The organism is Haematospirillum jordaniae, assembly GCF_001611975.1.
In the GTDB taxonomy this organism is placed as follows: Bacteria; Pseudomonadota; Alphaproteobacteria; order Rhodospirillales; family Rhodospirillaceae; genus Haematospirillum; species Haematospirillum jordaniae.
The window spans coordinates 1,443,538-1,467,337 of the sequence record NZ_CP014525.1 but is presented as its reverse complement, the minus strand read 5'-3'; the positions used below and the strand labels follow the sequence as shown (position 1 = coordinate 1,467,337).

Genomic DNA, 23,800 nt, shown 5'->3' with positions numbered 1-23,800 from the left:
TCAAAGGCTTAATGAGCAGGCCACTTCATTTCGCCCTTGATCACCTTCGCACTTAACTCTAGGGAATCTGCATGCGCAAGCTTTGGATACCGCTTGCGCATGGCCGCAATCAATTCACCGGAATTTGATGCCAAGGCGGCCTCAACCTCGAATGCTCTAAGGTAGATGCGTGTAAAGTCGATAGCACCAACATCAAAGGGCATCTTGCCATGGGCATCAGGCAGGAAATGACCCGGAATAACCTTCTTCGGATGCATTTCCTTGAAATGCTCCAACATCTTCAACCAGTCTTGGCGTGACTGAAATGTCTGCGTATCAGCAACCCAGACATGGAGGTTGGCAACAATCGGAACCCCACCCAGAATCGTCTGCATGGATGGTATCCACAAAACCGTGCGGTCAGGGCTTGGACCATCCAGCCCAATAATCTTGATTGTTTCGCCTTCCAGGGTCAGGGTGTTGCCCGACAGCGGACGTGGGACAATGACCTCTTTCGGGGCATTCTGCTTCAGGATCGGACCCCAATAGGCCACCTTCCCGTCCTTGTTGGCCTTGATGGCAGCCACTGTCTGAGGCGTAGCAACAATTTCTGCATCAGGAAATGCTGCATGCAGGACATCAAGACCAAAGTAATAGTCCGGGTCATTATGGCTGATATAAATTGTCTTCAGCTTTCTGCCGCTGGCCTTGATCCTGTGCACAAGGGCCTGTGCGTCATTACGCTGGAACTGGGCATCAACCAGAATGGCTTCATGCTTTCCCATAACAATCGTTGATGTAACAGGAAAAATGCTCTTCTCACCTGGGTTATAAACGTCAAGCTGAAGCGGGGACGCCACCGCCGAGATCGTAAAGAAAGCAGAGGCCACCATCACGGCGGCCGCAAGGGGACGAAACGACATTGTTCTGCTCCTGCTTGGGGGAACGACGGAAAACGCTAACACTTCACAAGCATTTTGGCAAAAACAGGGACAGTCTACATAATCCAGCAAAATCCGGGCTTTCATTCCAAAGCAGACAGATACGCCAGTAGACTCGAAAAAGCGTATATGACCCTAAAGACATAAACATATGCACGACACGGCTCATCTTGGCTGAAGCGGCCCTGAAAAGAGCACCTCACTTGTTCCATGAAGGCCAACAAAATATCAGGCTTATATCTGCTATCCAGGCGCTACAGTGACAGAGTATTCTTGCGCCTCTCGTGGGAGAGTACGCATGAATAAAAACGTTATCGTTTCATTGAAGTAAAGACCAGTAAGTCATCTCCCCGAGCAGGAATACCAGAAGGTATTTCAACAAAAATTCCGTGCGCAAAACCAAGGAGTTCCACATATATGAATACAATAATACGGATAGCCCTGTTTTCTGTCTGTACATCTCTTTTGATGGCATCAGGAAGAATGGCTTCGGCAAACATTACTCCTGTTGACGATGCCCAATGTCAGAACATGAAAAATCACGGCACAATGCCTGATACAAATCCTGACACACCGGATAAGGATAGGCCTCCCGTCGGATGCGATCGGCTGCGCAACGTTCACTTCCAGCATATTGACTTCAAAGGGAATACACAGACAGGCACACTTGTTGTTCTTGATGTTATTGCCGAAAGCACACAGTCTATATTTGATCAATTGTACTCCATGCGCTTTCCCATCGCTCAGGCAATGCCCATGGAGCACTTTGATGGCGATGATGATCGCGCTATGGAAGCCAATAATACTTCCGCTTTTAACGCTCGAAGAATTGCTGGCTCTACAAGCTGGTCGAAGCATGCCTATGGCGCAGCAATTGACCTGAATCCGCTACAAAATCCCGTCCTGTATCCAGGCAAAAATGGCACGATTGCCGTCAAGCCTCTTGCCGCAACAGGAACCTATATAAACCGTCTGGATGCAAGACCTGGAAAACCTGTTCGTCCTGGTATGGCAGAGCAGGTTATCGATTTATTTGCCCAGCATGGGTTTATTCGTTGGGGAGGGTATTGGGATAGCCCCATGGATATACAACATTTTGAAGTCGGGACTGTTAACTTTATAAAAACCTTGGCTTCCAAGCCCCTTGAGCAAGGAAAGATCATCTTCGAAAAGTATATAGCAGATTATAAGCAGTGCATCTGCGGAAAGAAAGGAGAGGACAAGGCACGGGACCGCGCAGAATGCATAGAGCAGGTATCAAATTAATCTGCCCCCCCATTCCTTGGGTATTTTATGCTCTGGGATATATTTGTGCGTAAAGAGTCCGCCATGGACAAATATGGCGGCTCTTTTTTTATCTTGCTCTCTTGTTCTGAAGTGCCGGTCACATTTATAGATCCTGTGGCGATTATAGTGACGAGCTTTATATATAGCCTTGCCCTTTGCCGCTCGGTTGAGTCAGGCGAATTCTGCCATTGAGTTATCGTCTTTGTTGCGCTATAGCGTACACAAAATAAGAATACTGGAGCGATTGGTGCTCCGGGCGCGTGCGCTTTTATGATGAGGAGCAAGCCATGTGGGGCACCCTGTTTCCGTTGATCGGTGGATTGCTGGATAAAATCATCCCCGACAAAGACAAGGCCGATGAGGCGAAGCTGAAGCTGATGGAACTTCAGCTGAGTGGTCAGCTTGAAGAGATCACACAACAGCAATCTGTGAATCGTGCTGAGGCTGGATCTAGTAGTTTGTTTGTATCGGGTTGGCGCCCTGCGATTGGCTGGATTCTAGCGGCCTCGATTGCCTATCAATACTTGGTGCGTCCGTTTTTGATTGGCTTCAACGTGTCGCCCAATCTTCCTGGTCTTGACGAGATGTTGTGGGAGTTGATGTTCGGGATGGTTGGCGTCAGCAGTCTTCACACATTTGAGAGAATGAACATGCCGAAATAGGGTTTTCTGGGTGCGGTATTTTGGGGCTGCATGGAGTATTTCGTGCAGCTTTTTTTGTTCTGAATACAGAAAGGCCGTCTCGTATGAGACGGCCTTTCTCGTTTGCATGTAGAGAAGCAAGCGTTTATTTTTTTGATTTGAGAGATGAGAAGACCTGGCGGCGTCCTACTCTCCCGTGCCTTGAGGCAAAGTACCATTGGCGCAGCTGTTTTTCACGGCCGAGTTCGGGAAGGGATCGGGTGTTTTTCCAGCGCCATGACCACCAGGTCATCACATCTCACAAATCTGGACTAGTTTTATGTATGAACGGTGTGTTTCGTGCATTTGAGTGGTTTTACCACTGCGCACGGGCTCTAAAGCCTATCGAGCGATTAGTACCGGTTAGCTTCACGTGTTGCCACGCTTTCACACCCGGCCTATTGACGTGGTGGTCTTCCACGGCTCTCAAGGGATACCTTGTTTTGAGGATGGTTTCCCGCTTAGATGCATTCAGCGGTTATCCAATCCGTACATAGCTACCCAGCGGTGCTCCTGGCGGAACAACTGGTACACCAGAGGTACGTCCATCCCGGTCCTCTCGTACTAGGGACAGCTCCTCTCAAGTATCCTACACCCACGGCAGATAGGGACCGAACTGTCTCACGACGTTCTAAACCCAGCTCACGTACCTCTTTAAATGGCGAACAGCCATACCCTTGGGACCTGCTCCAGCCCCAGGATGAGATGAGCCGACATCGAGGTGCCAAACACTTCCGTCGATGTGGACTCTTGGGAAGTATCAGCCTGTTATCCCCGGCGTACCTTTTATCCGTTGAGCGATGGCCCTTCCACGAGGGACCACCGGATCACTAGAACCGACTTTCGTCTCTGCTCCACCCGTCGGTGTCGCAGTCAGGCTGGCTTTTGCTCTTGCACTCGTCGAGCGATTTCCGACCGCTCTGAGCCAACCATTGCGCGCCTCCGTTACTCTTTGGGAGGCGACCGCCCCAGTCAAACTACCCGCCACACAGGGTCCCGGTCCCGGCTTACGGGACGCGGTTAGACATCAAATACGGGAAGGGCGGTATTTCAAGGGTGGCTCCGCCTGGGCTGGCGCCCTGGTTTCATAGCCTCCCGCCTATCCTACACATCCAATATCTGATGCCACTGTGAAGCTGTAGTAAAGGTGCACGGGGTCTTTCCGTCTGACCGCGGGAACTCCGCATCTTCACGGAGAGTTCAATTTCGCTGAGTCGATGTTGGAGACAGCGGGGAAGTCGTTACGCCATTCGTGCAGGTCGGAACTTACCCGACAAGGAATTTCGCTACCTTAGGACCGTTATAGTTACGGCCGCCGTTTACCGGGGCTTCAATTCGGAGCTTGCACCCCTCCTCTTGACCTTCCGGCACCGGGCAGGCGTCAGACCCTATACGTCGTCTTGCGACTTCGCAGAGCCCTGTGTTTTTAATAAACAGTCGCCACCCCCTAGTCTGTGCCCCTCACCTGTGGTTGCCCACGGGCGAGGCTCTCTTATTCCGAAGTTACGAGAGTAATTTGCCTAGTTCCTTCAACATCGTTCTCTCAAGCGCCTTGGTATACTCTACCAGTCCACCTGTGTCGGTTTCGGGTACGGTCATTGTTGGTGGTGTTATTTCCTGGCCCGTCTTCACCGCTGCTTCAATCCGATAAGGAGCAACGATTTACGACGGGCGTCACATCCACCTGGCCCACGAATATTAGCGTGGTTCCCATCGACTACGCCTTTCGGCCTCGCCTTAGGGGCCGGCTTACCCTGCGCGGATTAGCCTTGCGCAGGAACCCTTGGACTTACGGCGACAGGGTTTCTCACCCTGTTTGTCGCTACTCATGTCAGCATTCTCACTTCCGATACCTCCAGCAAACCTCACAGTTTGCCTTCACCGGCTTACGGAACGCTCCGCTACCGCTTGTCATAGACAAGCCCGCAGCTTCGGTGCATGGCTTTAGCCCCGGTACATCTTCGGCGCAGGACAGCTTAATTAGACCAGTGAGCTGTTACGCTTTCTTTAAAGGATGGCTGCTTCTAAGCCAACCTCCTGGTTGTTTTGGCCGTCCCACATCCTTTCCCACTTAGCCATGACTTGGGGACCTTAGCTGGCGGTCTGGGCTGTTTCCCTTTTGACGATGGACCTTAGCACCCACCGTCTGTCTGCCGGACAGTACTCGCCGGTATTCGGAGTTTGGTTCGAGTTGGTAAGGCTCGCGCCCCCCGTCCCGATCCAGTGCTCTACCCCCGGCGGTATAGATCCGACGCGCTACCTAAATAGCTTTCGCGGAGAACCAGCTATTTCCAGGTTTGATTGGCCTTTCACCCCTAGCCACAGTTCATCCCCGTCTTTTTCAACAGACGTGGGTTCGGTCCTCCAGTGGGTGTTACTCCACCTTCAACCTGACCATGGCTAGATCACCTGGTTTCGGGTCTACCGCATCGAACTGAACGCCCTGTTCAGACTCGCTTTCGCTTCGCCTACACCTGCCGGCTTAAGCTTGCTCGATACGGTAAGTCGCTGACCCATTATACAAAAGGTACGCCGTCACGGACATTCCCGAAGGAATTCCGCTCCGACTGCTTGTAGGCATCCGGTTTCAGGAACTGTTTCACTCCCCTCGTTGGGGTGCTTTTCACCTTTCCCTCACGGTACTGGTTCACTATCGGTCACTGGAGAGTACTTAGCCTTGGAGGGTGGTCCCCCCATGTTCAGACAGGATTTCACGTGTCCCGCCTTACTCGAGGACTACAGTGTTTTTTACCCGTACGGGGCTGTCACCCGCTCTGGCACGCCTTTCCAGACGTTTCCGGTTGTTTCACTGCAGCCACTGGGCTGGTCCGCGTTCGCTCGCCACTACTTGCGGAGTCTCGGTTGATTTCCTTTCCTCCGGCTACTTAGATGTTTCAGTTCGCCGGGTTCGCTTCCACACCCTATGAATTCAGGTGTGGATACCACAGATGCGGTGGGTTTCCCCATTCGGACATTTCCGGATCAAAGATTGCTCCCATCTCCCCGGAACTTTTCGCAGGGTGCCACGTCCTTCATCGCCTTCCAGTGCCAAGGCATCCACCAGATGCCCTTGTCACGCTTGAGAGCCCATGCGCAGGGAAAAAACCACTGCACACGGAACACAGCATTCATACATTATGCGTTGAACATGCAGTCCTTCATGGCATCGCCATCCGGGCTTCCGGACGGCACGTGCCGGTCTGCAATCCAACGCGGTCACTAGACCCTTTAATTGCTTGCTTCTTTACAATGAATAACAACGAGACGGTATCGGGGCATGGCCCCGAACGGATTTCCCTGCAGTCAGTGCGGCGCGGTGGTGGAGGCTATCGGGATCGAACCGATGACCTATAGCTTGCAAAGCTATCGCTCTCCCAGCTGAGCTAAGCCCCCTGGGCCGCGGGTGTGCCTGGGCATCGGTGGTGGGCCTGGCTGGACTCGAACCAGCGACCTTACGCTTATCAGGCGTACGCTCTAACCACCTGAGCTACAGGCCCGAGCCTGTGCACCGGCGTGTACCATGTATGGTACGGTCTGACTGCGGAAGGGATACGAGGACGACCGTATCGGGTGCACCTTTCGGTGCGATGCCGTGATATCACGGCGTTTTGTTCTCGGTGATCCAGGTTGCCCCGGATACATCCTTGAAAGGAGGTGATCCAGCCGCAGGTTCCCCTACGGCTACCTTGTTACGACTTCACCCCAGTCGCTGACCCTACCGTGGCCGGCTGCCTCCTTGCGGTTAGCGAACCGTCTTCGGGTAAAACCAACTCCCATGGTGTGACGGGCGGTGTGTACAAGGCCCGGGAACGTATTCACCGTGGCGTGCTGATCCACGATTACTAGCGATTCCGACTTCATGCACTCGAGTTGCAGAGTGCAATCCGAACTGGGACGACTTTTTGGGATTTGCGCCTTCTCGCGAAGTGGCTTCCCTCTGTAGTCGCCATTGTAGCACATGTGTAGCCCAGCCCGTAAGGGCCATGAGGACTTGACGTCATCCCCACCTTCCTCCGGCTTGTCACCGGCAGTTTCCCCAGAGTGCCCAACTTAATGATGGCAACTGAGGACGAGGGTTGCGCTCGTTGCGGGACTTAACCCAACATCTCACGACACGAGCTGACGACAGCCATGCAGCACCTGTGTGGGATCCAGCCGAACTGAAGGAACCGTCTCCGGTTCCGCGATCCCCATGTCAAGGGCTGGTAAGGTTCTGCGCGTTGCTTCGAATTAAACCACATGCTCCACCGCTTGTGCGGGCCCCCGTCAATTCCTTTGAGTTTTAACCTTGCGGCCGTACTCCCCAGGCGGAGTGCTTAATGCGTTAGCTGCGCCACCGAAATGCATGCATTCCGACAGCTGGCACTCATCGTTTACAGCGTGGACTACCAGGGTATCTAATCCTGTTTGCTCCCCACGCTTTCGCACCTCAGCGTCAGTACCGTGCCAGATGGTCGCCTTCGCCACCGGTGTTCCACCCAATATCTACGAATTTCACCTCTACACTGGGTATTCCACCATCCTCTCACGGACTCAAGCCTTGCAGTATCAAAGGCAGTTCCGGGGTTGAGCCCCGGGATTTCACCCCTGACTGACAAAGCCGCCTACGCGCGCTTTACGCCCAGTAATTCCGAACAACGCTAGCCCCCTTCGTATTACCGCGGCTGCTGGCACGAAGTTAGCCGGGGCTTCTTCTGCGGGTACCGTCATCATCGTCCCCGCTGAAAGAGCTTTACAACCCGAAGGCCTTCTTCACTCACGCGGCATGGCTGGATCAGGCTTTCGCCCATTGTCCAATATTCCCCACTGCTGCCTCCCGTAGGAGTCTGGGCCGTGTCTCAGTCCCAGTGTGACTGGTCATCCTCTCAGACCAGTTATGGATCGTCGCCTTGGTGCGCCGTTACCACACCAACTAGCTAATCCAACGCGGGCCAATCCCAAAGCGATAAATCTTTCCCCCTCAGGGCGTATACGGTATTAGCCAAGGTTTCCCCAGGTTGTTCCGTACTTCAGGGCATGTTCCCACGCGTTACTCACCCGTGCGCCGCTCCCGGATAAATCCGGGCGCTCGACTTGCATGTGTTAGGCCTGCCGCCAGCGTTCGTTCTGAGCCAGGATCAAACTCTCAAGTCATAATCGACAGTCTCTTAACTTCACAAAGCGTATGCTTAAATCAAAGATACTAGACTACCGTCTAAACACGGTCGTCCACGTATCCCTTCCGTCTCTTCACTCTGCCTAACAACACCAACAATCAAAAACCAGAAACTCCAGTCCCTCAGCGTCGGGACGCACCTTCTAAGCCCCAATCCAAAAATCGTCAACACAATTCATTAAACTAATACCAAAAAAATTAAACCTCAGCCACCAAACGCATGGGCGTTATAGAGCATGACTGCAATCACATATCGTCAACCTTCGTGGTTGTCTCTGGGTATCAGTGTCGATAGTATCACCGCTTACGCGCGTCAGGCTGTGTTTGTGTTTGGATAAGGATCATCAGGGTGCGGCACGGAAAACCGGTTATCTTTGCGACAGTTGGAATGCTTTTTGGCGCTGCTGCTGTACTGGTTGTCTCTCATCTTGCCGCCCCCGCACCACAACATCTATCTTCCCAACGTAAAAAATCATCCATCACTGCCGATGCTCAGGTACCAATTGTTGCCGGACCCCGTAGCTTTTCGATGGCATCCCCACCGCCCTCTTCTGGCAGTGACACCATCACCTCAAAAGCGACGCATCCGTCACCTGCTACGCCCCGCATACATACGGTCAAGATAGAACAGGGCGACACCCTGATGGGTGCCTTAATATCAGCTGGCGTGGAACGGCAAGATGCCCATTCAGCCATCGAAGCCTTGCGTAGCGTCTATGATCCACGTTCTCTGCGTGTTGGTGATGAAATAACAGTCACATTTGATGAGCCTGAGAACCAGCACCAGTTGTTCCAAGGCTTTTCCCTTGAGCCCAGCCCTGCCTTCAAGGTGCAGTCTTCCCGGAGTGATGACGGTAGCTTCTCATCGTCGTCAATCAAGACCCCACTCAATGACGAAATGGTCCGGATTGAGGGCGACATTGGAACAAGCTTGTTTGCAGCAGCGGGTGAAGCTGGTGTGCCGGTTGATATCATACAGAACCTGATCAATATCTTTTCTTATGATGTCGACTTTCAGCGGGACATACAGAAAGGCGATCGGTTTGCCCTGCTTATCCGGCGCAAGGTAACCCCACGGGGTGAGCCGGTGGGCGATGCCGTTCTGCTTTATGCTGCAATGACGCTCTCAGGACGGACAACCGCCCTGTGGCGCCACGAAAGTAAAGACGGGCGGATCGATTATTTCAACAGCAAGGGCGAGAGTGTTCGGAAGGCGCTCCTGAGAACTCCGATCAATGGGGCTAGGCTGACATCAGGTTTTGGTACCCGCGTGCACCCTGTTCTTGGGTATTCCCGCATGCACAAGGGCGTTGACTTCGCCGCGCCACGCGGTACTCCCATTTACGCAGCCGGTGATGGCGTCATTGAAATTGCTGGCTTCAAGGGAAGCTATGGCAATTACGTTCGTTTACGCCATAACAACGAGTACGCTACCGCGTATGCCCACATGTCTGCGATCGGCAAAGGTATAGCAACAGGTAAGCGTGTCCGGCAGGGGGAGGTTATTGGCTACGTAGGAACAACAGGCCGCTCGACAGGCCCACACCTGCACTACGAGATCATAAAGAAGGGCAAACAAGTTAATCCGCTTGGTGTCAAGTTCCCAACGGGGAATGTCTTGGCTGGTGCTGAACTGAGACGTTTCCAAGGGCAACGGGCTACAATGGAGAAAGTGTATGCAGATCTTCCTGTTGGTATGAACAGAAAGCTTGCACGCGCACACTAACGCTTCCTGTCTGATCAAAAAAGCCCCCTGCAGAAGGGGGCTTTTTTACTAGGTCAGTAAAGAAACAGACCGATCATCACGCCTCAGCCTGCTCTGTCGATACAGGATCAACAGCAGCACGGGCCACTGCACGACGACGACGCGGCTTCCTGACGTCCGTAGTTGATACATCTGAAGCGGCCGCATCAACGTCACTTACACTGGAAACCGATGCTTCCTGATGGATAGCAGGAGCAGGCGCTTGTGCAACAACTGCGGGGCCAGCCTGATCAACCTCACTTGGCATGACAACAAAAGGCTGAGCTTCGCTGCCAGGCACCGGAGCAGAGAAAACCTCCCTCTCACGGACAGGATGCTCATCATTACGCCGGTTTCTCGTGTCACCACGTCGATCGGAACGAGGACGGAAATCAGCATCCCGCGGACGTCGCTGACGCGACTGTCCCTCATTGCCAAATTCAGAAGAGACTTCTTCCATAGCAACGCTAGGGGCAGCAACAGATCCCGCACCGCCTGCAAGACCAACAGCCTCAACCGTTGCCTCCTGCAAATCTTCACCATCCTCATAAAACTCGTCCGGGCCTTCTAGGGCTTGCCCCTGATCAAGCCTCATAACCGAGCGCTGCGGATTGTTCTGATTGATAGCGAGAATAATGCGGAGATAGTGCTCTGCGTGCTGCAGATAGTTTTCGCACAGCAGGCGATCACCCAAAGCAGCCGCATCACGGGCCAAGGCCTGATACTTCTCAACAACCTGATGCGCATTTCCGCGCACACGAACACCCGGTCCGTTGCTGTCATACACTTGGTTGCGCGATGGCCCCCGTCCCTTGTACATCTGGGACTGGGGCTGGTTATTGCGGCCGCGCATGCGGCCCTTGCCGTTCGAGCCTGGCTTCATGACTCCATCAACATCAAGAATTCGACCTCCCGTTCGGGGAGCGTCCCGTTTATTCACGAATCCCGCAATGGCACAACAGGAACCCATAACCGGAAAACAACCGGCACACGCCATGCAGGATAATGATTTTCGCGTGGTACTCGCCCGGGGCGTCCGTAAGGACACGTACGCAACGACAACCAGTCTGAAAAAATTCGGATCTCCGGATCTTTCTGTATTTTGATTGACTTCACGAGACACGCCACATGCGGCGTGTTTACCCCCGGCGCCTCAGCGCCTTGCATCACCTCTAACCCTAAGCGGGTCTGCTCTCTCTTCCAAGCTCTTTTTTACAGTTATCCTTTCTTTTTTTTCACAAACTGCCCTTACCGTGTTCAGGAACCCCCTGAAACAGAAGCAAGGCAACGCTCCACTCCCCCTAAATCAGGGTACCGTGTCGGCACAGAAAAACCATGGGCTGTGAACAGAGCGGCAACGGCATCAGCCTGCCCGATCCCGACCTCCACAGCCAAAAGACCACCGGGAGAGAGCAAACGGGCTGCATCCGGGATCAAAGCCCGATAACACCCCAGCCCATCATCATCTGCGCCCACCAAGGCCAGAGCGGGGTCATACAGGCGTACTTCCGGCTCAAGAGTGGCTATATCTGATAGCGGGATATAAGGCGGGTTGGACACAATAACATCGAACGTCCCAACAAGGCTCTGCCCCCAGGAACCCACGATAAAAGACGCCCTGTCACCAACGCCATTGGCATGAGCATTACAAAACGCCATCGCAGCCGCTGCGGGAGCAAGATCAATACCAACCCCATACGCATGGGGCAGTTCACGCAACAGGGCAACAAGAATAGCCCCACTCCCGGTTCCCAGATCCAGAATGCGCAAAGGAATGTCCGGATCAGGGATATTACGCAGAACAGCTTCAACAAGGGTTTCGGTATCGGGCCGCGGGTCGAGTGTTGCCGCGTTCAGGGCCAGCTCCAGCGTCCAAAAACCACGATGCCCCATAATCCGTGCCACAGGCTCCCGCGCTTCACGGCGCCGAACGAACGTTTCAAGCACCTCCTGTTCCGCGACAGATACAGGACGGTCAGGATGCAGCGACAAGGACCGCGCTGATAATCCGGTTGCAGCGGCTATCAGTTGACGCGCGTCAAAACGCGGATTGTCTACCCCCGCTGCATCCAGACGGCAGGTTACCGTTTGCAGAACCTGACCTAACGGCTCTTCCATGCCTCAATCCAGCTCAGCCAGACGCGCAGCTTGGTCATCGGCCATCAGGGCATCAATAAACTCGTCCAGACCATCGCCCTGCATCAGGCGGTCGATGGTGTAGGTTGTCATGTTGATCCGGTGATCTGTCACCCTACCCTGCGGGAAATTATAAGTCCGGATGCGCTCCGACCGATCACCGGATCCCACCTGAGACCGACGGTCTGCGGCCCGCTCAGCCTCGGCACGGCGGCGCTGGCTGTCGTACAGGCGAGCCCTCAACATCATCATGGCCTTTGCGCGGTTCTTGATCTGACTGCGCTCTTCCTGACAGGCAACCACCACGCCGGTCGGTATATGGGTAATCCGGACGGCTGAATCAGTGGTGTTCACATGCTGACCGCCAGCACCTTGGGACCGATAGGTATCGATACGGAGGTCCTTGTCCTCAACCTGAACATCCACCTCCAGCGCTTCGGGTAAAACCGCAACCGTTGCAGCAGACGTATGAATCCGCCCCGACGATTCTGTTTCCGGTACACGCTGTACACGGTGCACACCGGATTCATACTTCAGACGACCAAAAACATTGCGTCCGCTGATACGGGCAACCGCCTCGCGGTACCCGCCCAAACCCGTTTCGTTGGCATCCAGGATTTCAAATGACCACCCATGCATGGCGGCATAACGGTCATACATACGGAACAGGGTCGCTGCAAACAGGGCGGCCTCTTCTCCGCCCGTCCCGGCACGAACTTCCAGAACGGCGTTACGGCTGTCGGCTTCATCACCGGGCAGAAGAGCAATGCGTACGGCCTGCTCAAGATCCGGTAACAGACGCTTCAGGCGGAGGTATTCTTCCTCGGCCAGATCCTTCATCTCGGGGTCTGACAGCAGGCTCTCGGCATCCTGGAAAGCCGAACGGACATCACGAAAGGCACGAACCTTCTCAACAACAGGATCCAGCTCCGAAAGCTCCTTGGACAGGCGGGCAACATCGGCACCGGGCTGTTGCAACAGGGCAGAAATTTCATCATGGCGGGCCAGAACCCGCCCCAGCTTCTCATCAAGACTCACGTGTGTATCAGTCCTTGTTTTCCAGAACAAACAAACGCCGCAATACGCGTTCTGCCCACCGATAATCCTCTGCGCTGTCCGGTCTTCCGGCCATGGAGCGAAGGGTCTCGGACGGATCATGCAGCAAGCGGCCAATCAACAAACGGGTTGCCTTTGACGCATCATCCCCGGCTTCGTGCAGGGCACGCAGACGCTCGGCCTCAAACCTCTGATGCAAGGCCGCAATAACGGGAACCGCATCACGCTCTGCATGGCAACGAAAGAACGAAGCCACCTCTGCCGAAACCAGGGACCAAGCGGCCCGGGCTTCATTCTCCCGCAGGCTTCGCCCCTCCTCTGCCACATGCTCCAGATCCTGCATGTCATAGAGGAAGGCATTTGGCATACGCCCGACAGCGGCTTCTATGTCACCGGGAACACCCAGATCAAGAAGAAGAACGGGCTTCTGACGGCGCATTCGCAGTGCCATGGCCACCATATCCGCTGTCACCGACCACGTTCGCGCCCCAACCGAGGCAATCACAATATCGGCATTCACCAAAGCCGTTGCAATCGCTTCAAAGGGCAGAACATGGCCATTCAGGCGGGCTGCCAGACGCTCCGCAAGGGATGGTCGACGGGCACTTGCCATAATCGCGCTGACGCCGGCCTCCTGAAAGGCATCGGCCATCATATCACCCAGATCAACACCGCCAATGACCAGCAAGCTCCGCGATCGCAAGTCACCGAAAAGATCACGGGCCACCTGCAAGGCGGATGCCGTCAGGGATACAGGATGCCGGGCGACACCTGTTTCCTGACGCACGCGCTTTGCCGTAGCGTACGCAGCCTGCAAACAGGATTCCAGAGCCGACCCTGTCATCCCCTGTTCGCGAGACAGACGATGCGCCGCCTTCAGCTGTCCAAGAACATGCGGTTCCCCGATCACCATGCTGTCCAGGGAAGACGCAACAGCAAACAAATGCTGCACAGCCTCTTTCCCGTGCCGGACATACCCCTGCTGCCGGATCTCTTCCACACTCTGACCGGCATGCCCGGCCAGGAATGCCATCGCAGCCATACACAGCGCAGACGGATCGGAACCGACAGCAATCACTTCCACACGGTCACAGGTGGACAACAGGACAGCCTGTCCGATCCCCGATGCTTTCAGCGCATGCAGGGCAGCAGGAATATCCTGGTCCTCGAAAACCAAGGAATCCCGCAGGGCAAGCGTGCCGGAACGGTGGTTCACCCCGACAATACACAGAAGATCTGCCGCCCGCCCGACCATTACACGCCCATTACCCGTGACAGGAGCGGAAACGCGCCAACGCCTCCTCCAAGCTGGCCAGAGGCACCAGTTCCTGCCCACCCGTATCAAGGTCCCGTACGGTTACGCCACCCTGCGCCTGCTCATCCTCTCCCAGCAAAAGGGCTGCACAAGCATGGACCGCATTGGCCCGTTTCATCCTTTTTTTCATGGCGCCCGAAAAAGCCATATCGACCGCAAACCCAGCATGACGCAAACGCGACACCAGCTGATCAGCGTCCACCTCCAGCGCCGGGCTGGCCGGTATCACAGCCAGTGGGCGCAGACGGGGTGGTACATCGGCCATCATCATCGCCAGCCTCTCGACACCAGCAGCCCAGCCGATACCCGGAACATGCGGCCCCCCCATAGTCTCAATCAGGCCATCATAACGACCGCCGGCCAAAACCGTTCCCTGGGCACCCAGATCATCGGTCACAAACTCAAACGCTGTGTGACAATAGTAATCCAGACCACGAACCAGTTTCTGATTGACGCTAAAGGCAATACCATGCCGGGAAAGACCATCCTGAACAGCGTCAAAGAAATGCTGCGACGCCGCATTCAGATAGTCTGCCATACCCGGTGCGTCTGCAATCAACGCACGGTCCTTTTCATCCTTGGAGTCCAGAATCCGCAGCGGGTTTTTCTCTAAGCGGATCTTGCTTTCTTCAGACAGATCATCGCGGTAACGTGAAAGCCAGGACCGCAACGCATCCCTGTACGCCATACGGCTTTCTGTATCGCCAAGCGTATTGATCTCAAGCCGGACCCGGTCTTTCAATCCGTAAAGATCCAAGATGTGGGCTGCGAGGGAGAGAACTTCCACATCTGCACGGGGGCTGTCAACCCCCAGAAGTTCGACGCCAAGCTGGTGAAACTGGCGCTGACGCCCCTTTTGCGGGCGCTCGTAACGAAACATCGGCCCAGCATAGAAGGCACGAAAAGGAACCTGCTGCACCAGCCCGTTGGACAGAAAAGCCCGGCAAACACCCGCTGTGCCTTCGGGGCGCAGGCAAAGGCGATCGCCCGATCGCTCAAACGCATACATTTCCTTGGACACGATATCCGACGTCTCACCGATGGTACGGCTAAACACTTCGGTAAATTCGAAAATCGGCGTCATAATCTCGTCAAAGCCGTACAGGGCACTGACAGAACGGGCCTGTTCGATAACAGCCCTGTGGCGGCGTACGTCATCGGCCATAAGGTCGCGCGTACCGCGAACAGGCTGAAGGGAAGCCATAATACTTTTCTCCCGGAACTCAAAAAACGTGAAAACAGAAGGTATTGACGTTAACGAAAAGGCTACCCTGTAACCATGCTTTCCTGACCACCGCCGGCTTTCTCGGCTTCTATGGCCGCAGCGCGCTTTTCCACCATCTCGACCAAGTGGTCAATCATACGATCTGGATCAATCTTGTGATCCTGTCGCCCTGCCACATACACCATGTGATTGCCCTTGCCGCCCGTCAGGCCGATATCGGTTTCACGTGCCTCCCCCGGTCCGTTGACAACACAGCCAATGATCGAAAGGCTGACAGGCGTGTTGATATGGGCCAAACGCTGTTCCAGAATCTCGACCGTCCGGATCACATCAAACCCCTGCCGCGCACAGGAAGGACACGAGACAATGCGGACACCGCGGTGACGCAGGTCAAGCGCCTTGAGAATATCGAAGCCAACACGAACCTCTTCCTCGACCGGGGCCGACAGGGATACGCGGATTGTGTCACCGATCCCGCTCCACAGCAGCATACCAAGACCGATCGAACTTTTGACCGTGCCTGTGCGCAATGCACCGGCTTCGGTAATGCCCAAATGCAACGGATAATCACAGGCATCAGCCAGCTCCTGATACGCTGCAACCGCCAGAAAGACATCGGATGCCTTCACACTGATCTTGGTCTCGAAGAAATCATTATCCTCCAGAATACGAAGATGCCGCAGGGCACTTTCAACCATTGCACCGGGGCAAGGCTCTCCGTAACGCTCCAGAAGGTCACGCTCCAACGATCCGGCATTAACGCCAATGCGGATCGAACACCCATGATCCTTGGCAGCCTTCACAACCTCGCGCACACGGTCATCCGACCCGATATTGCCGGGATTGATGCGCAGACACGCAGCCCCGGCCTCCGCCGCTTCGATAGCCCTGCGGTAGTGGAAATGAATATCGGCAACCAAGGGCACCGGAGAACCCCGCACAATGTGGCGAAGAGCGGCCGTGGACTCCTCATCCGGACACGAGACCCGCACGATATCAGCACCCGCTGCTGCGGCACGGTGAATCTGGTCCAGCGTCGCCTGCACATCTGTGGTCAGTGTATTGGTCATGGTCTGGACCGATATGGGGGCATCCCCCCCCACAGCAACCGGCCCGACAAAAATCTTGCGGGATTTCCTGCGCATGATCTGGCGGTATTCCCGGACACTCATAATCCTGCAACCTCCGGACAAAGGGATCCGGGCCGGTTATAAACCAGCCTCCGCCAGAACGGAACGGGGGTTTGCGCCCAGCTGACCCGGTAAATGCTAACCCGCTGGATTTTCGGCCGTTCTCAGGGCATCCGGGTCCAAGGGGATGTTACGGCGAACCTCCCCTGCTTTGCCCAACAGGGGCATCACCGCCCCATCAACCTCTACCCTCAGGCCGCCGGCATTACCGGTCATCAGCTCTAGGTTCTTGCGATTCGGCACTTCCAGCTCCTCCCCGCGCCGCATCAAACGACTGAGAACCAGCCCTTGGGGAGAACGCACCTGCACCCACGAATCCTGGGTAGCGCGCAGGACAATACGACGCGGAGTAGCCGCGCCATTCCCGGGAACACGCAGTGGCACTGCACTGACTTCTGTCTGGGATGGTGCCGCTGCCGACCCACGACGCTCCACCGGTGCTGCCTGGGGATCTCGACGAACGGACGGCGGGGTCGGGCGCGAAAGCGGCATCGGGGGCACAGGCTGAGCCTTCTGCTCCACAGAGACAGAGGGGGCAGCAGGAACAACAGGATCGACAGTCGGAAGCGGCACGACAGCATCCGCACGCCCGGAAGAGTCCGGTACCGATGGTTCCCCGGCACGGGCAGACGCAGCATCTCCCCCTACAGGATCACTCGTATCAACAGAATCGGCGGCAGAACCAGTCACGGGCTCCCCGGTCTTCTCACCCGGTGTATGATCCGGTCCAGTCTTGGCATCTACCAACTCAGGCTCAGCCGATCTTCTTTCTTCCGCATCAAGAACACCGGACGGCACAGGGTCAGATGACAGCGGCAAAACCGTATGATCCGCATCCTGCGCTGGCGCCATACGGACCGAACCTTCATCGGCATCAACATGCCCCGGCATCTCCGGCTCCCTAAGGACAGGCTCATCTCCCGTATCAACAACAGGCACAGCCCCCCCATTGATCAGGGACATAAAGCGATCCGGAACTTCCTGCACAAGGACAGCCAAGGACGTATCCGTGGAATCAACCAAGCGCCAGCCACCATAGACCAAACCAACCATGACCACGGCAGCAACAAGGAGATTGCGGGATGGCATGCCACCATCCGTGGCCGGGCCGGGAAACTCCAGATGCGAACGACCGGGCACCATCGCACTTTCCTCGCGGAAACGGCGCACAACCTCTGCGCTGTCAAGACCGAGAAAGCCAGCATACGCACGCACAAAGCCCACAGCGTAGGTTGGTCCGGGCAACTCGTTGTAGCGGCCTTCCTCGATCGCAACCAAGAAAGCACTACGTATGCGCAGACGATCCGATACGTCGGAAACATTCTGCCGGGATTCTTCGCGCGCCTCACGCAGCAGCCGCCCCACTTCACCAACACGGGACAGCACAGCATCAGGGGATTTGAGAACATCTATCATCACGGCGGTCCACAATCCTTGTACTCTTCTTCACGGCAAGCACTCCGGAAACCAGATCCGTGAATACTCCAGTTGTCGGGCGACGGCACCGGCTCTGCTACACGCTATCAAAAAATCAGCATGGTCTGCAACCACTGCCCCACACCATGAGGAAGAACCCCGCACACAAAACACACGACACTCAGGGAAGGGAAATCCCATGATCGCGGGCATAGCCACGTAAACGTTCGCGCAAAGAACGATACCCCAAATTCAGAAGATCATCCAGATAGCCCGCAAGATCACCCAAATTTGCATCCCGGACAGCAGCCTTGACAGGACCAACCCCCGAAGCCGACATGGACAACGTCCGAACACCAAGCGCGGCCAGCACAACAGCTTCCAGCGGCCGCCCAGCCATTTCCCCACATACTGAACAGGCAACACCGGCATCGGCACAAGCCCGGACAACCTGCCTCACCACCTTCAGGAACGGTGGTGAGAGAACGTCATAGCGGTCGGCCACACTGGGATTGCCACGGTCTGTTGCAAACAGGAACTGCGACAGGTCGTTGGTTCCAATCGACAGGAAGTCAACATGATCCAGCAAAGCGGGCAACTCCCAAAGCAGGGAGGGAACCTCCAGCATTGTACCAACGCGAACGGCAGACGGCACAAAACCCGCAGCCCCCTGACGGGAGAGTTCCATGTCCAGAAGCTGACGGGCCTGACAGAATTCCTCAACCGTCGAAATCATCGGGAACATGACACACAACACACGGCCATGCGCTGCTTGGACAAGGGCCTGAAGCTGCTCAAGAAAGATCGCCGGCCGATCCATGGAAATACGTACCGAGCGCCACCCCAGAGCCGGATTTTCCTCACGCGTGCTGTGCCAGTACGGCAACACCTTGTCAGACCCGACATCCAGGGTACGGAATACGACCGGACGCTCTGGCCCGGCATAATCCAATATCCGGCTGTACAGCGCACGCTGTGCGGCGACATCCGGCAAAGCCGGACGGGACATGAACGGCAGCTCCGTCCGGTAAAGACCAATGCCGCTGGCCCCTGTTTCCTCTAGGTGAGGTAGATCCAGAAGAAGCCCCGCATTGAGCATGAGATTAACCGTTACGCCGTCACGACTAACCGCAGGCACGGTTCGCAGCTGCGCCCATGCCTGCAACTTGTGTTGTCGCAGGCACAGCGATTCCTCGAACTGCAGGCAGATATCTTCCGATGGACGGATAAATACTTGCCCGTGTTCACCATCCACAATGACAGAATCACCAGACTCCACCATCGAGAACACCGAATCAACACGCCCCACAACCGGAATTCCCAGCGCACGGGCCACAATGACCGCATGCATGGTGCGTGATCCCTCTTCCATCACAAGACCACACAGGCGGGAACGGTCATAATCCAGAAGCTCGGTCGGGCCCAGATTACGACACACTAGGACAGCATCCTCGGGCAATTCATCCTGAACATCTTCGCCGGCCAGATGACGCAGCAAACGATTGGCCAGATCCTCAAGGTCGTGTAACCGCTCACGCAGGTACGGATCAGAAACTTGGTGCATGCGCATGCGCGTATCGTCATGCACCCTCATAACCGCAGCCTCGGCCGTCAGGCCGGATCGTACCGCGTCCGAAATCCGGCCAATCCAGCCCTTGTCCTGGGCAAACATGCGATAGGCCCGCAGGATGTCCAAGGAATCTCCGCTAACCCCGTCGAACCCCATCATGGTGTCTACCTCGGCCCGCAGGGTCTGCAGGGCTTCGTGAAGGCGATGAAGCTCACACTCCGGATCCTCGGCAACAACATCATTGATGCTGCGCCGGGGTTCGTGCAGCACCACGGTACCAATCCCGATACCCGGCGCCAGGGTCAGACCATCGAGGCGCAGTGGCAGCAGACCGATGCCATCTGCAGGCATCAGTTCATCACGGCTGACAAGGTCCGACGAGCCAATCAGCTCGGCCAGAACCATGGTGACCGTTTCCAGGGTCTCGATCTCCAGATCAGAGAACACCCGGGTATCCCTGTTCTGCACGACCAGAACACCGATAACCCGCGACCCGCGTATAATCGGAACACCGACAAAGGAATGGAAAAGGTCTTCGCCTGTTTCCGGGCGATAGACAAACGACGGATGCTGCCAAGCATCCGCCAAGGACAGGGACCGCCCACGGGCGGCAACATCCCCCACCAGCCCTTCCGCCACCCGCAGACGTGTCTGGTGAACGGCAGACTGGTTCAGCCCTTCGGTAGCAAACAGCTCCAGGACCTCACCGGCACGCATGACATAAATGGAACAAACTTCAGCCTGAAGGGAATCAGCAATGACCATGGCCACGCCGTCCAGTCGGCTCTGCGCATCACCATCGCCGGCCAGAACATCGCGCAAACGGGACAGCAGACGCCGGGCAACGTCTGCATCCACCTCGATTTTGCTCATCCCTGCTCCCCCTTACCGGTTTACACCCGTCAGATATTGGGACCACCCACCCGGTTTTCAAGGGCTGAAACCGCCTGCCCCACCAATTCCTGAAGAATTTCTGCCACAGGCTGTTCCCGCGTGACCATGCCAACACTCTGGCCGGCCATCAAGGACCCATGATCCACATCCCCATCGATTACCGCCCGGCGCAAAGCCCCGGCCCAGAAATGCTCGATTTCCAACTGGGCCTCTTTCTGGTCCAGTTCCCCGGCGCGAAAACGCTCAATAACAGCGCGCTGGGTTTCCATGAACAGCTCCGTGCCCTTGTTGACAAGGGCACGCACCGGAATAACAGGAAAACGCGGATCAAGCTGGACTGTAGGGACCGCATCACGGGCACTGGCTTTCACGAACGCACGCTTGAAGGCCGGATGCGCGATACTTTCCGTGGCACAGACTAACCGCGTACCAATCTGGACCCCCGCCGCACCCATCTCAAGGAACGACGCAATAGCCTCGCCGCGCCCGATGCCGCCAGCGACAAAGACCGGAACATCGCGCATGACAGGCAGGACTTCCTGGGCCAGAACACTGGTGGAAACCGGTCCAATATGGCCACCAGCCTCGGTTCCTTCGATCACAAGGGCATCCACACCGGAACGAACCAGCTTTTTGGCCAGAACTACAGCCGGTGCAAAACAGATCACCCGCGCCCCGCCATCTTTGACACGGCGTATGGATGCGGACGAAGGCAGACCACCGGCCAGAACAATGTGGCCCACGTTTTCCGCCAGACACACAGAAATCAAGTCATCCAGACGCGGATGCATCGTAATCAGGTTCACGCCAAACGGCTTGCCGGTCAGGGCACGGGTCGCCCGTATCTCAACCTCCAGCAGATCCGGTGTCATCGAACCAGAGGCAATGACACCAAACCCACCGGCATTGGACACCGCTGAAACCAGGTTGCGCTCCGATACCCAAGACATGGCACCGCCAAGAATGGCGTACTCACACCCCAGAAAAGCCTTGCCGGCAGCCCAGAGGCCATCAAGATGCCCTCTGCTGTCCCCGGTTACATCCTGCGTGGCCGACACTCCGTTCCCCTCCATCATCAGGCATCCAGCCGATACGCTGTGTGCAAGGAACGCACGGCCAGCTCGGTATACTCTTCGGCGATCAGAACTGAAACCTTGATCTCCGACGTGGAAATAACCTGTATGTTTATACCCTTCTCGGCTAGGGCCCCGAACATCGTCTGCGCAACACCTGCGTGGCTGCGCATGCCAACGCCGACAACCGACACCTTGGCGACATCTGGATCCGTTACCAATTCAGCATAACCCAGCTGCTTCTGGCGGGACTCAAGAACCTTCACCGCCCGGCCGAAATCATCACGGCTGACCGTAAAGGTCATGTCTGTCGCCCCGATCCCGCGGGAAATATTCTGGACGATCATGTCCACATTGATATTGGCTTCCGTCAGGGGACCAAAAATAGCGGCGGCAACCCCCGGACGATCCGGCACATTGACCAAGGTAATTTTGGCCTCGTCCCGGGAATAGGTGATACCGCTGACAAGTTCCTTTTCCACGATTTCATCCTCGTCACAAATAATGGTCCCGGTTGCGTCCGAGAAACTGGAGCGGACCTGTACCCGCACCCCGTGTTTCATGGCCATTTCCACAGAGCGGACCTGCAGAACCTTAGCCCCGAGAGAGGCGCTTTCCAGCATTTCCTCATAGGTAATCTTTTCAAGCTTGCGGGCACGGGCCACAATACGGGGGTCGGTTGTGTAAACGCCATCAACATCGGTATAGATATCGCAGATATCAGCCTTTATTGCCGCAGCCAAGGCAACAGCCGATGTATCGGAACCACCACGCCCAAGGGTCGTAACCCGGCCATCAGGCCCCATGCCTTGGAAACCGGCAACCACAGCCACCTCGCCCCCGGCCATACGCTGGAGCAGTACGGCAGTCTCTATACCCACAATACGGGCACGGGAATGTGCACCGTCGGTGTGAATGGGCAACTGCCAGCCTGCCCATGAACGGGCACGGACCCCCAGATCCTGAAGAGCCATAGCCAGAAGACCGATCGTAACTTGCTCGCCTGTTGCAACTACAACATCATATTCTCGCACATCGTGCAGAGGAGCGAGATCCCGGCAGAATCCCACCAGCTTGTTGGTTTCACCAGCCATGGCCGATACCACAACAGCCACCTCGTGACCGGCGTCAACCTCGGACTTCACACGGCGGGCGACATTGCGGATACGGTCAAGATCCCCGACGGAGGTACCGCCAAACTTCATAACAACTCGAGCCATCGGGAAAAGTCCGTCCCTTGGATTCATGTAAAACACGGTTCTGCAATTGCCGGAACCTGCGGGCCGGTATACATACTCCGGCAGGTTCTGTGGCGCAAGGTTCCGACACACCAGACCTGTCTTGCGTTGTCTTTTCTGTATGTCAACCAGCGGAGTATGCCCGGATGAACAAGGCTCAAACCACAGCATCGCCCGAAGAGCTGGCGAAATTCGAGGCCATGGCCGATTCGTGGTGGGATCCGGAAGGCAAGTTCAAGCCCCTGCACCGGTTCAACCCACAGCGACTGTCCTTTATCCGCGACGCAGCCTGCGCCCATTTCCGCCGGAATCCCGCTGATGCAACGCCGTTTCAGGGGTTGTCACTGGTTGATATCGGCTGCGGGGGTGGCCTGCTGTCTGAACCCATGGCACGGCTGGGCTTTGCCGTCACCGGCATCGACGGGGTGGAAAAGAATATCGGCACGGCACGTACCCATGCGGCCCGCTCTGGCCTAGATATTGATTACAGGGCCACGCTGGCGGAAAACTTGGTTGAGGAAAAGGCCCAATTTGATGTGGTCCTGTCCATGGAGGTCGTTGAACACGTCGCCGATCCGGACTTCTTCCTGAAAACCTGTGCGAGCTTGGTCAAGCCGGGGGGCATGCTGGTCGGCGCCACCATCAACCGTACCATCCGCTCGATGTTACTAGCCAAGATCGGGGCCGAATACATCCTGCGCTGGCTTCCCAAGGGAACGCACGACTGGGACAAATTTGTGAAACCCAGCGAATTTGCTGCCGGGTTGCGCCGTGGAGGCATGGAAGTCACCGACCTACGGGGAATGAGCTACAACCCCCTGTCCGGTGACTGGTCCATCACCGATGACCTGTCCGTCAACTATCTCCTGATTGCCAAACACCCGGCCTGACACAGGCCGGG

The 23,800-nt window shown here is 56.0% G+C and carries 16 protein-coding genes, 2 tRNA genes and 3 rRNA genes; 4 read left to right on the top strand and 17 right to left on the bottom strand.

Features of this window, described 5'->3' with window-relative positions:
* Nucleotides 1-8: 8 nt before the first annotated feature.
* Together AY555_RS06925 and AY555_RS11950 are read right to left on the bottom strand one after the other, a co-directional pair.
* Nucleotides 9-902, bottom strand: coding sequence for an MBL fold metallo-hydrolase (locus AY555_RS06925; protein ID WP_066135087.1), 894 nt, complete (start codon nt 900-902; stop codon nt 9-11).
* 329 nt (nt 903-1,231) lie between these two features.
* The gene (locus tag AY555_RS11950) at nt 1,232-1,420 is read right to left on the bottom strand and encodes a hypothetical protein (RefSeq protein WP_066135085.1); all 189 of its coding nucleotides are present in this window, start codon (nt 1,418-1,420) and stop codon (nt 1,232-1,234) included.
* On the opposite strand from AY555_RS11950, the gene AY555_RS06915 reads away from it, so the two are divergent.
* On the top strand, nt 1,404-2,186 hold the full coding sequence (locus AY555_RS06915; protein WP_167798425.1) for a M15 family metallopeptidase: 783 nt from the start codon (nt 1,404-1,406) through the stop codon (nt 2,184-2,186). The two genes, AY555_RS11950 and AY555_RS06915, sit on opposite strands and share 17 nt — an antisense overlap.
* Nucleotides 2,187-2,494: 308 nt before the next feature.
* Nucleotides 2,495-2,869, top strand: a complete 375-nt coding sequence (locus tag AY555_RS06910; protein ID WP_156483324.1) for a holin family protein — start codon at nt 2,495-2,497, stop codon at nt 2,867-2,869.
* Nucleotides 2,870-3,021: 152 nt separating this feature from the next.
* Here AY555_RS06910 and rrf read toward each other — a convergent pair.
* From rrf to AY555_RS06885, 5 genes are all read right to left on the bottom strand, one after another.
* Nucleotides 3,022-3,136: ribosomal RNA gene (gene rrf, locus AY555_RS06905) — 5S ribosomal RNA — on the bottom strand.
* Between the two features lie 83 nt (nt 3,137-3,219).
* Nucleotides 3,220-5,972 (bottom strand): 23S ribosomal RNA (locus AY555_RS06900).
* 232 nt (nt 5,973-6,204) lie between these two features.
* Nucleotides 6,205-6,280: transfer RNA gene (locus AY555_RS06895), tRNA-Ala, on the bottom strand.
* 27 nt (nt 6,281-6,307) lie between these two features.
* Nucleotides 6,308-6,384: transfer RNA gene (locus AY555_RS06890), tRNA-Ile, on the bottom strand.
* Nucleotides 6,385-6,534: 150 nt separating this feature from the next.
* Nucleotides 6,535-8,020: ribosomal RNA gene (locus AY555_RS06885) — 16S ribosomal RNA — on the bottom strand.
* Together the 16S, 23S and 5S rRNA genes with 2 tRNA genes alongside form the textbook arrangement of a ribosomal RNA operon.
* A gap of 371 nt (nt 8,021-8,391) precedes the next feature.
* Between AY555_RS06885 and AY555_RS06880 the strand changes: the two genes are divergently transcribed.
* Nucleotides 8,392-9,768 (top strand): M23 family metallopeptidase, encoded by a 1,377-nt coding sequence (locus AY555_RS06880; protein ID WP_066135080.1) that lies wholly within the window; start codon nt 8,392-8,394, stop codon nt 9,766-9,768.
* Nucleotides 9,769-9,844: 76 nt separating this feature from the next.
* Here AY555_RS06880 and AY555_RS06875 read toward each other — a convergent pair whose 3' ends face one another.
* The 10 genes from AY555_RS06875 to AY555_RS06825 all read right to left on the bottom strand — a co-directional run bounded on the left by AY555_RS06875 (nt 9,845) and on the right by AY555_RS06825 (nt 22,881).
* On the bottom strand, nt 9,845-10,726 hold the full coding sequence (locus tag AY555_RS06875) for a DUF4167 domain-containing protein (protein ID WP_167798426.1): 882 nt from the start codon (nt 10,724-10,726) through the stop codon (nt 9,845-9,847).
* A 317-nt stretch (nt 10,727-11,043) separates the two neighbouring features.
* A complete protein-coding gene (gene prmC / locus AY555_RS06865; RefSeq protein ID WP_066135074.1) occupies nt 11,044-11,904 on the bottom strand; it encodes a peptide chain release factor N(5)-glutamine methyltransferase in 861 nt (286 codons plus the stop codon).
* Between the two features lie 3 nt (nt 11,905-11,907).
* The gene (prfA, locus tag AY555_RS06860; RefSeq protein ID WP_066135072.1) at nt 11,908-12,960 is read right to left on the bottom strand and encodes a peptide chain release factor 1; all 1,053 of its coding nucleotides are present in this window, start codon (nt 12,958-12,960) and stop codon (nt 11,908-11,910) included.
* 7 nt (nt 12,961-12,967) lie between these two features.
* The gene (gene hemA, locus AY555_RS06855) at nt 12,968-14,233 is read right to left on the bottom strand and encodes a glutamyl-tRNA reductase (protein WP_066135070.1); all 1,266 of its coding nucleotides are present in this window, start codon (nt 14,231-14,233) and stop codon (nt 12,968-12,970) included.
* Nucleotides 14,234-14,243: 10 nt separating this feature from the next.
* Nucleotides 14,244-15,497 carry a histidine--tRNA ligase gene (gene hisS / locus AY555_RS06850; RefSeq protein WP_066135068.1) on the bottom strand — a complete coding sequence of 418 codons (1,254 nt, stop codon included), beginning with the start codon at nt 15,495-15,497 and terminating at the stop codon, nt 14,244-14,246.
* 62 nt (nt 15,498-15,559) lie between these two features.
* Complete coding sequence (gene ispG / locus AY555_RS06845; protein ID WP_066135066.1) at nt 15,560-16,690, bottom strand: flavodoxin-dependent (E)-4-hydroxy-3-methylbut-2-enyl-diphosphate synthase; 1,131 nt, start codon at nt 16,688-16,690, stop codon at nt 15,560-15,562.
* Nucleotides 16,691-16,786: 96 nt separating this feature from the next.
* Nucleotides 16,787-18,124, bottom strand: coding sequence for a helix-turn-helix domain-containing protein (locus tag AY555_RS06840; RefSeq protein WP_066135065.1), 1,338 nt, complete (start codon nt 18,122-18,124; stop codon nt 16,787-16,789).
* A gap of 181 nt (nt 18,125-18,305) precedes the next feature.
* The gene (gene ptsP / locus AY555_RS06835; RefSeq protein ID WP_066135063.1) at nt 18,306-20,567 is read right to left on the bottom strand and encodes a phosphoenolpyruvate--protein phosphotransferase; all 2,262 of its coding nucleotides are present in this window, start codon (nt 20,565-20,567) and stop codon (nt 18,306-18,308) included.
* A gap of 29 nt (nt 20,568-20,596) precedes the next feature.
* Nucleotides 20,597-21,664, bottom strand: coding sequence for an NAD(P)H-dependent flavin oxidoreductase (locus AY555_RS06830; protein WP_245176894.1), 1,068 nt, complete (start codon nt 21,662-21,664; stop codon nt 20,597-20,599).
* Entirely contained in the window at nt 21,664-22,881 is a 1,218-nt protein-coding gene (locus AY555_RS06825) for an aspartate kinase (protein WP_066135059.1), read from the bottom strand. Before AY555_RS06825 ends, AY555_RS06830 begins: the two co-directional genes overlap by 1 nt.
* A gap of 164 nt (nt 22,882-23,045) precedes the next feature.
* Here AY555_RS06825 and ubiG point away from each other — a divergent pair, with 164 nt between their 5' ends.
* Nucleotides 23,046-23,789 (top strand): bifunctional 2-polyprenyl-6-hydroxyphenol methylase/3-demethylubiquinol 3-O-methyltransferase UbiG, encoded by a 744-nt coding sequence (gene ubiG, locus AY555_RS06820; protein WP_066136733.1) that lies wholly within the window; start codon nt 23,046-23,048, stop codon nt 23,787-23,789.
* Nucleotides 23,790-23,800: the final 11 nt, after the last annotated feature.

What these genes read in the sequence shown, in the direction of transcription:
- AY555_RS06915 (WP_167798425.1), top strand. Translation starts at nt 1,404, where the DNA reads ATGGCTTCGGCAAACATTACTCCTGTTGACGATGCCCAATGTCAGAAC.
- hisS (WP_066135068.1), bottom strand. Translation starts at nt 15,497, where the DNA reads ATGGCTTCCCTTCAGCCTGTTCGCGGTACGCGCGACCTTATGGCCGAT.
- ptsP (WP_066135063.1), bottom strand. Translation starts at nt 20,567, where the DNA reads ATGAGCAAAATCGAGGTGGATGCAGACGTTGCCCGGCGTCTGCTGTCC.
- AY555_RS06925 (WP_066135087.1), bottom strand. Translation starts at nt 902, where the DNA reads ATGTCGTTTCGTCCCCTTGCGGCCGCCGTGATGGTGGCCTCTGCTTTC.
- AY555_RS06830 (WP_245176894.1), bottom strand. Translation starts at nt 21,664, where the DNA reads ATGATGGAGGGGAACGGAGTGTCGGCCACGCAGGATGTAACCGGGGAC.
- hemA (WP_066135070.1), bottom strand. Translation starts at nt 14,233, where the DNA reads ATGGTCGGGCGGGCGGCAGATCTTCTGTGTATTGTCGGGGTGAACCAC.
- ispG (WP_066135066.1), bottom strand. Translation starts at nt 16,690, where the DNA reads ATGAGTGTCCGGGAATACCGCCAGATCATGCGCAGGAAATCCCGCAAG.
- ubiG (WP_066136733.1), top strand. Translation starts at nt 23,046, where the DNA reads ATGAACAAGGCTCAAACCACAGCATCGCCCGAAGAGCTGGCGAAATTC.
- prmC (WP_066135074.1), bottom strand. Translation starts at nt 11,904, where the DNA reads ATGGAAGAGCCGTTAGGTCAGGTTCTGCAAACGGTAACCTGCCGTCTG.
- AY555_RS06840 (WP_066135065.1), bottom strand. Translation starts at nt 18,124, where the DNA reads ATGATAGATGTTCTCAAATCCCCTGATGCTGTGCTGTCCCGTGTTGGT.
- AY555_RS11950 (WP_066135085.1), bottom strand. Translation starts at nt 1,420, where the DNA reads ATGTTTGCCGAAGCCATTCTTCCTGATGCCATCAAAAGAGATGTACAG.
- AY555_RS06825 (WP_066135059.1), bottom strand. Translation starts at nt 22,881, where the DNA reads ATGGCTCGAGTTGTTATGAAGTTTGGCGGTACCTCCGTCGGGGATCTT.
- AY555_RS06910 (WP_156483324.1), top strand. Translation starts at nt 2,495, where the DNA reads ATGTGGGGCACCCTGTTTCCGTTGATCGGTGGATTGCTGGATAAAATC.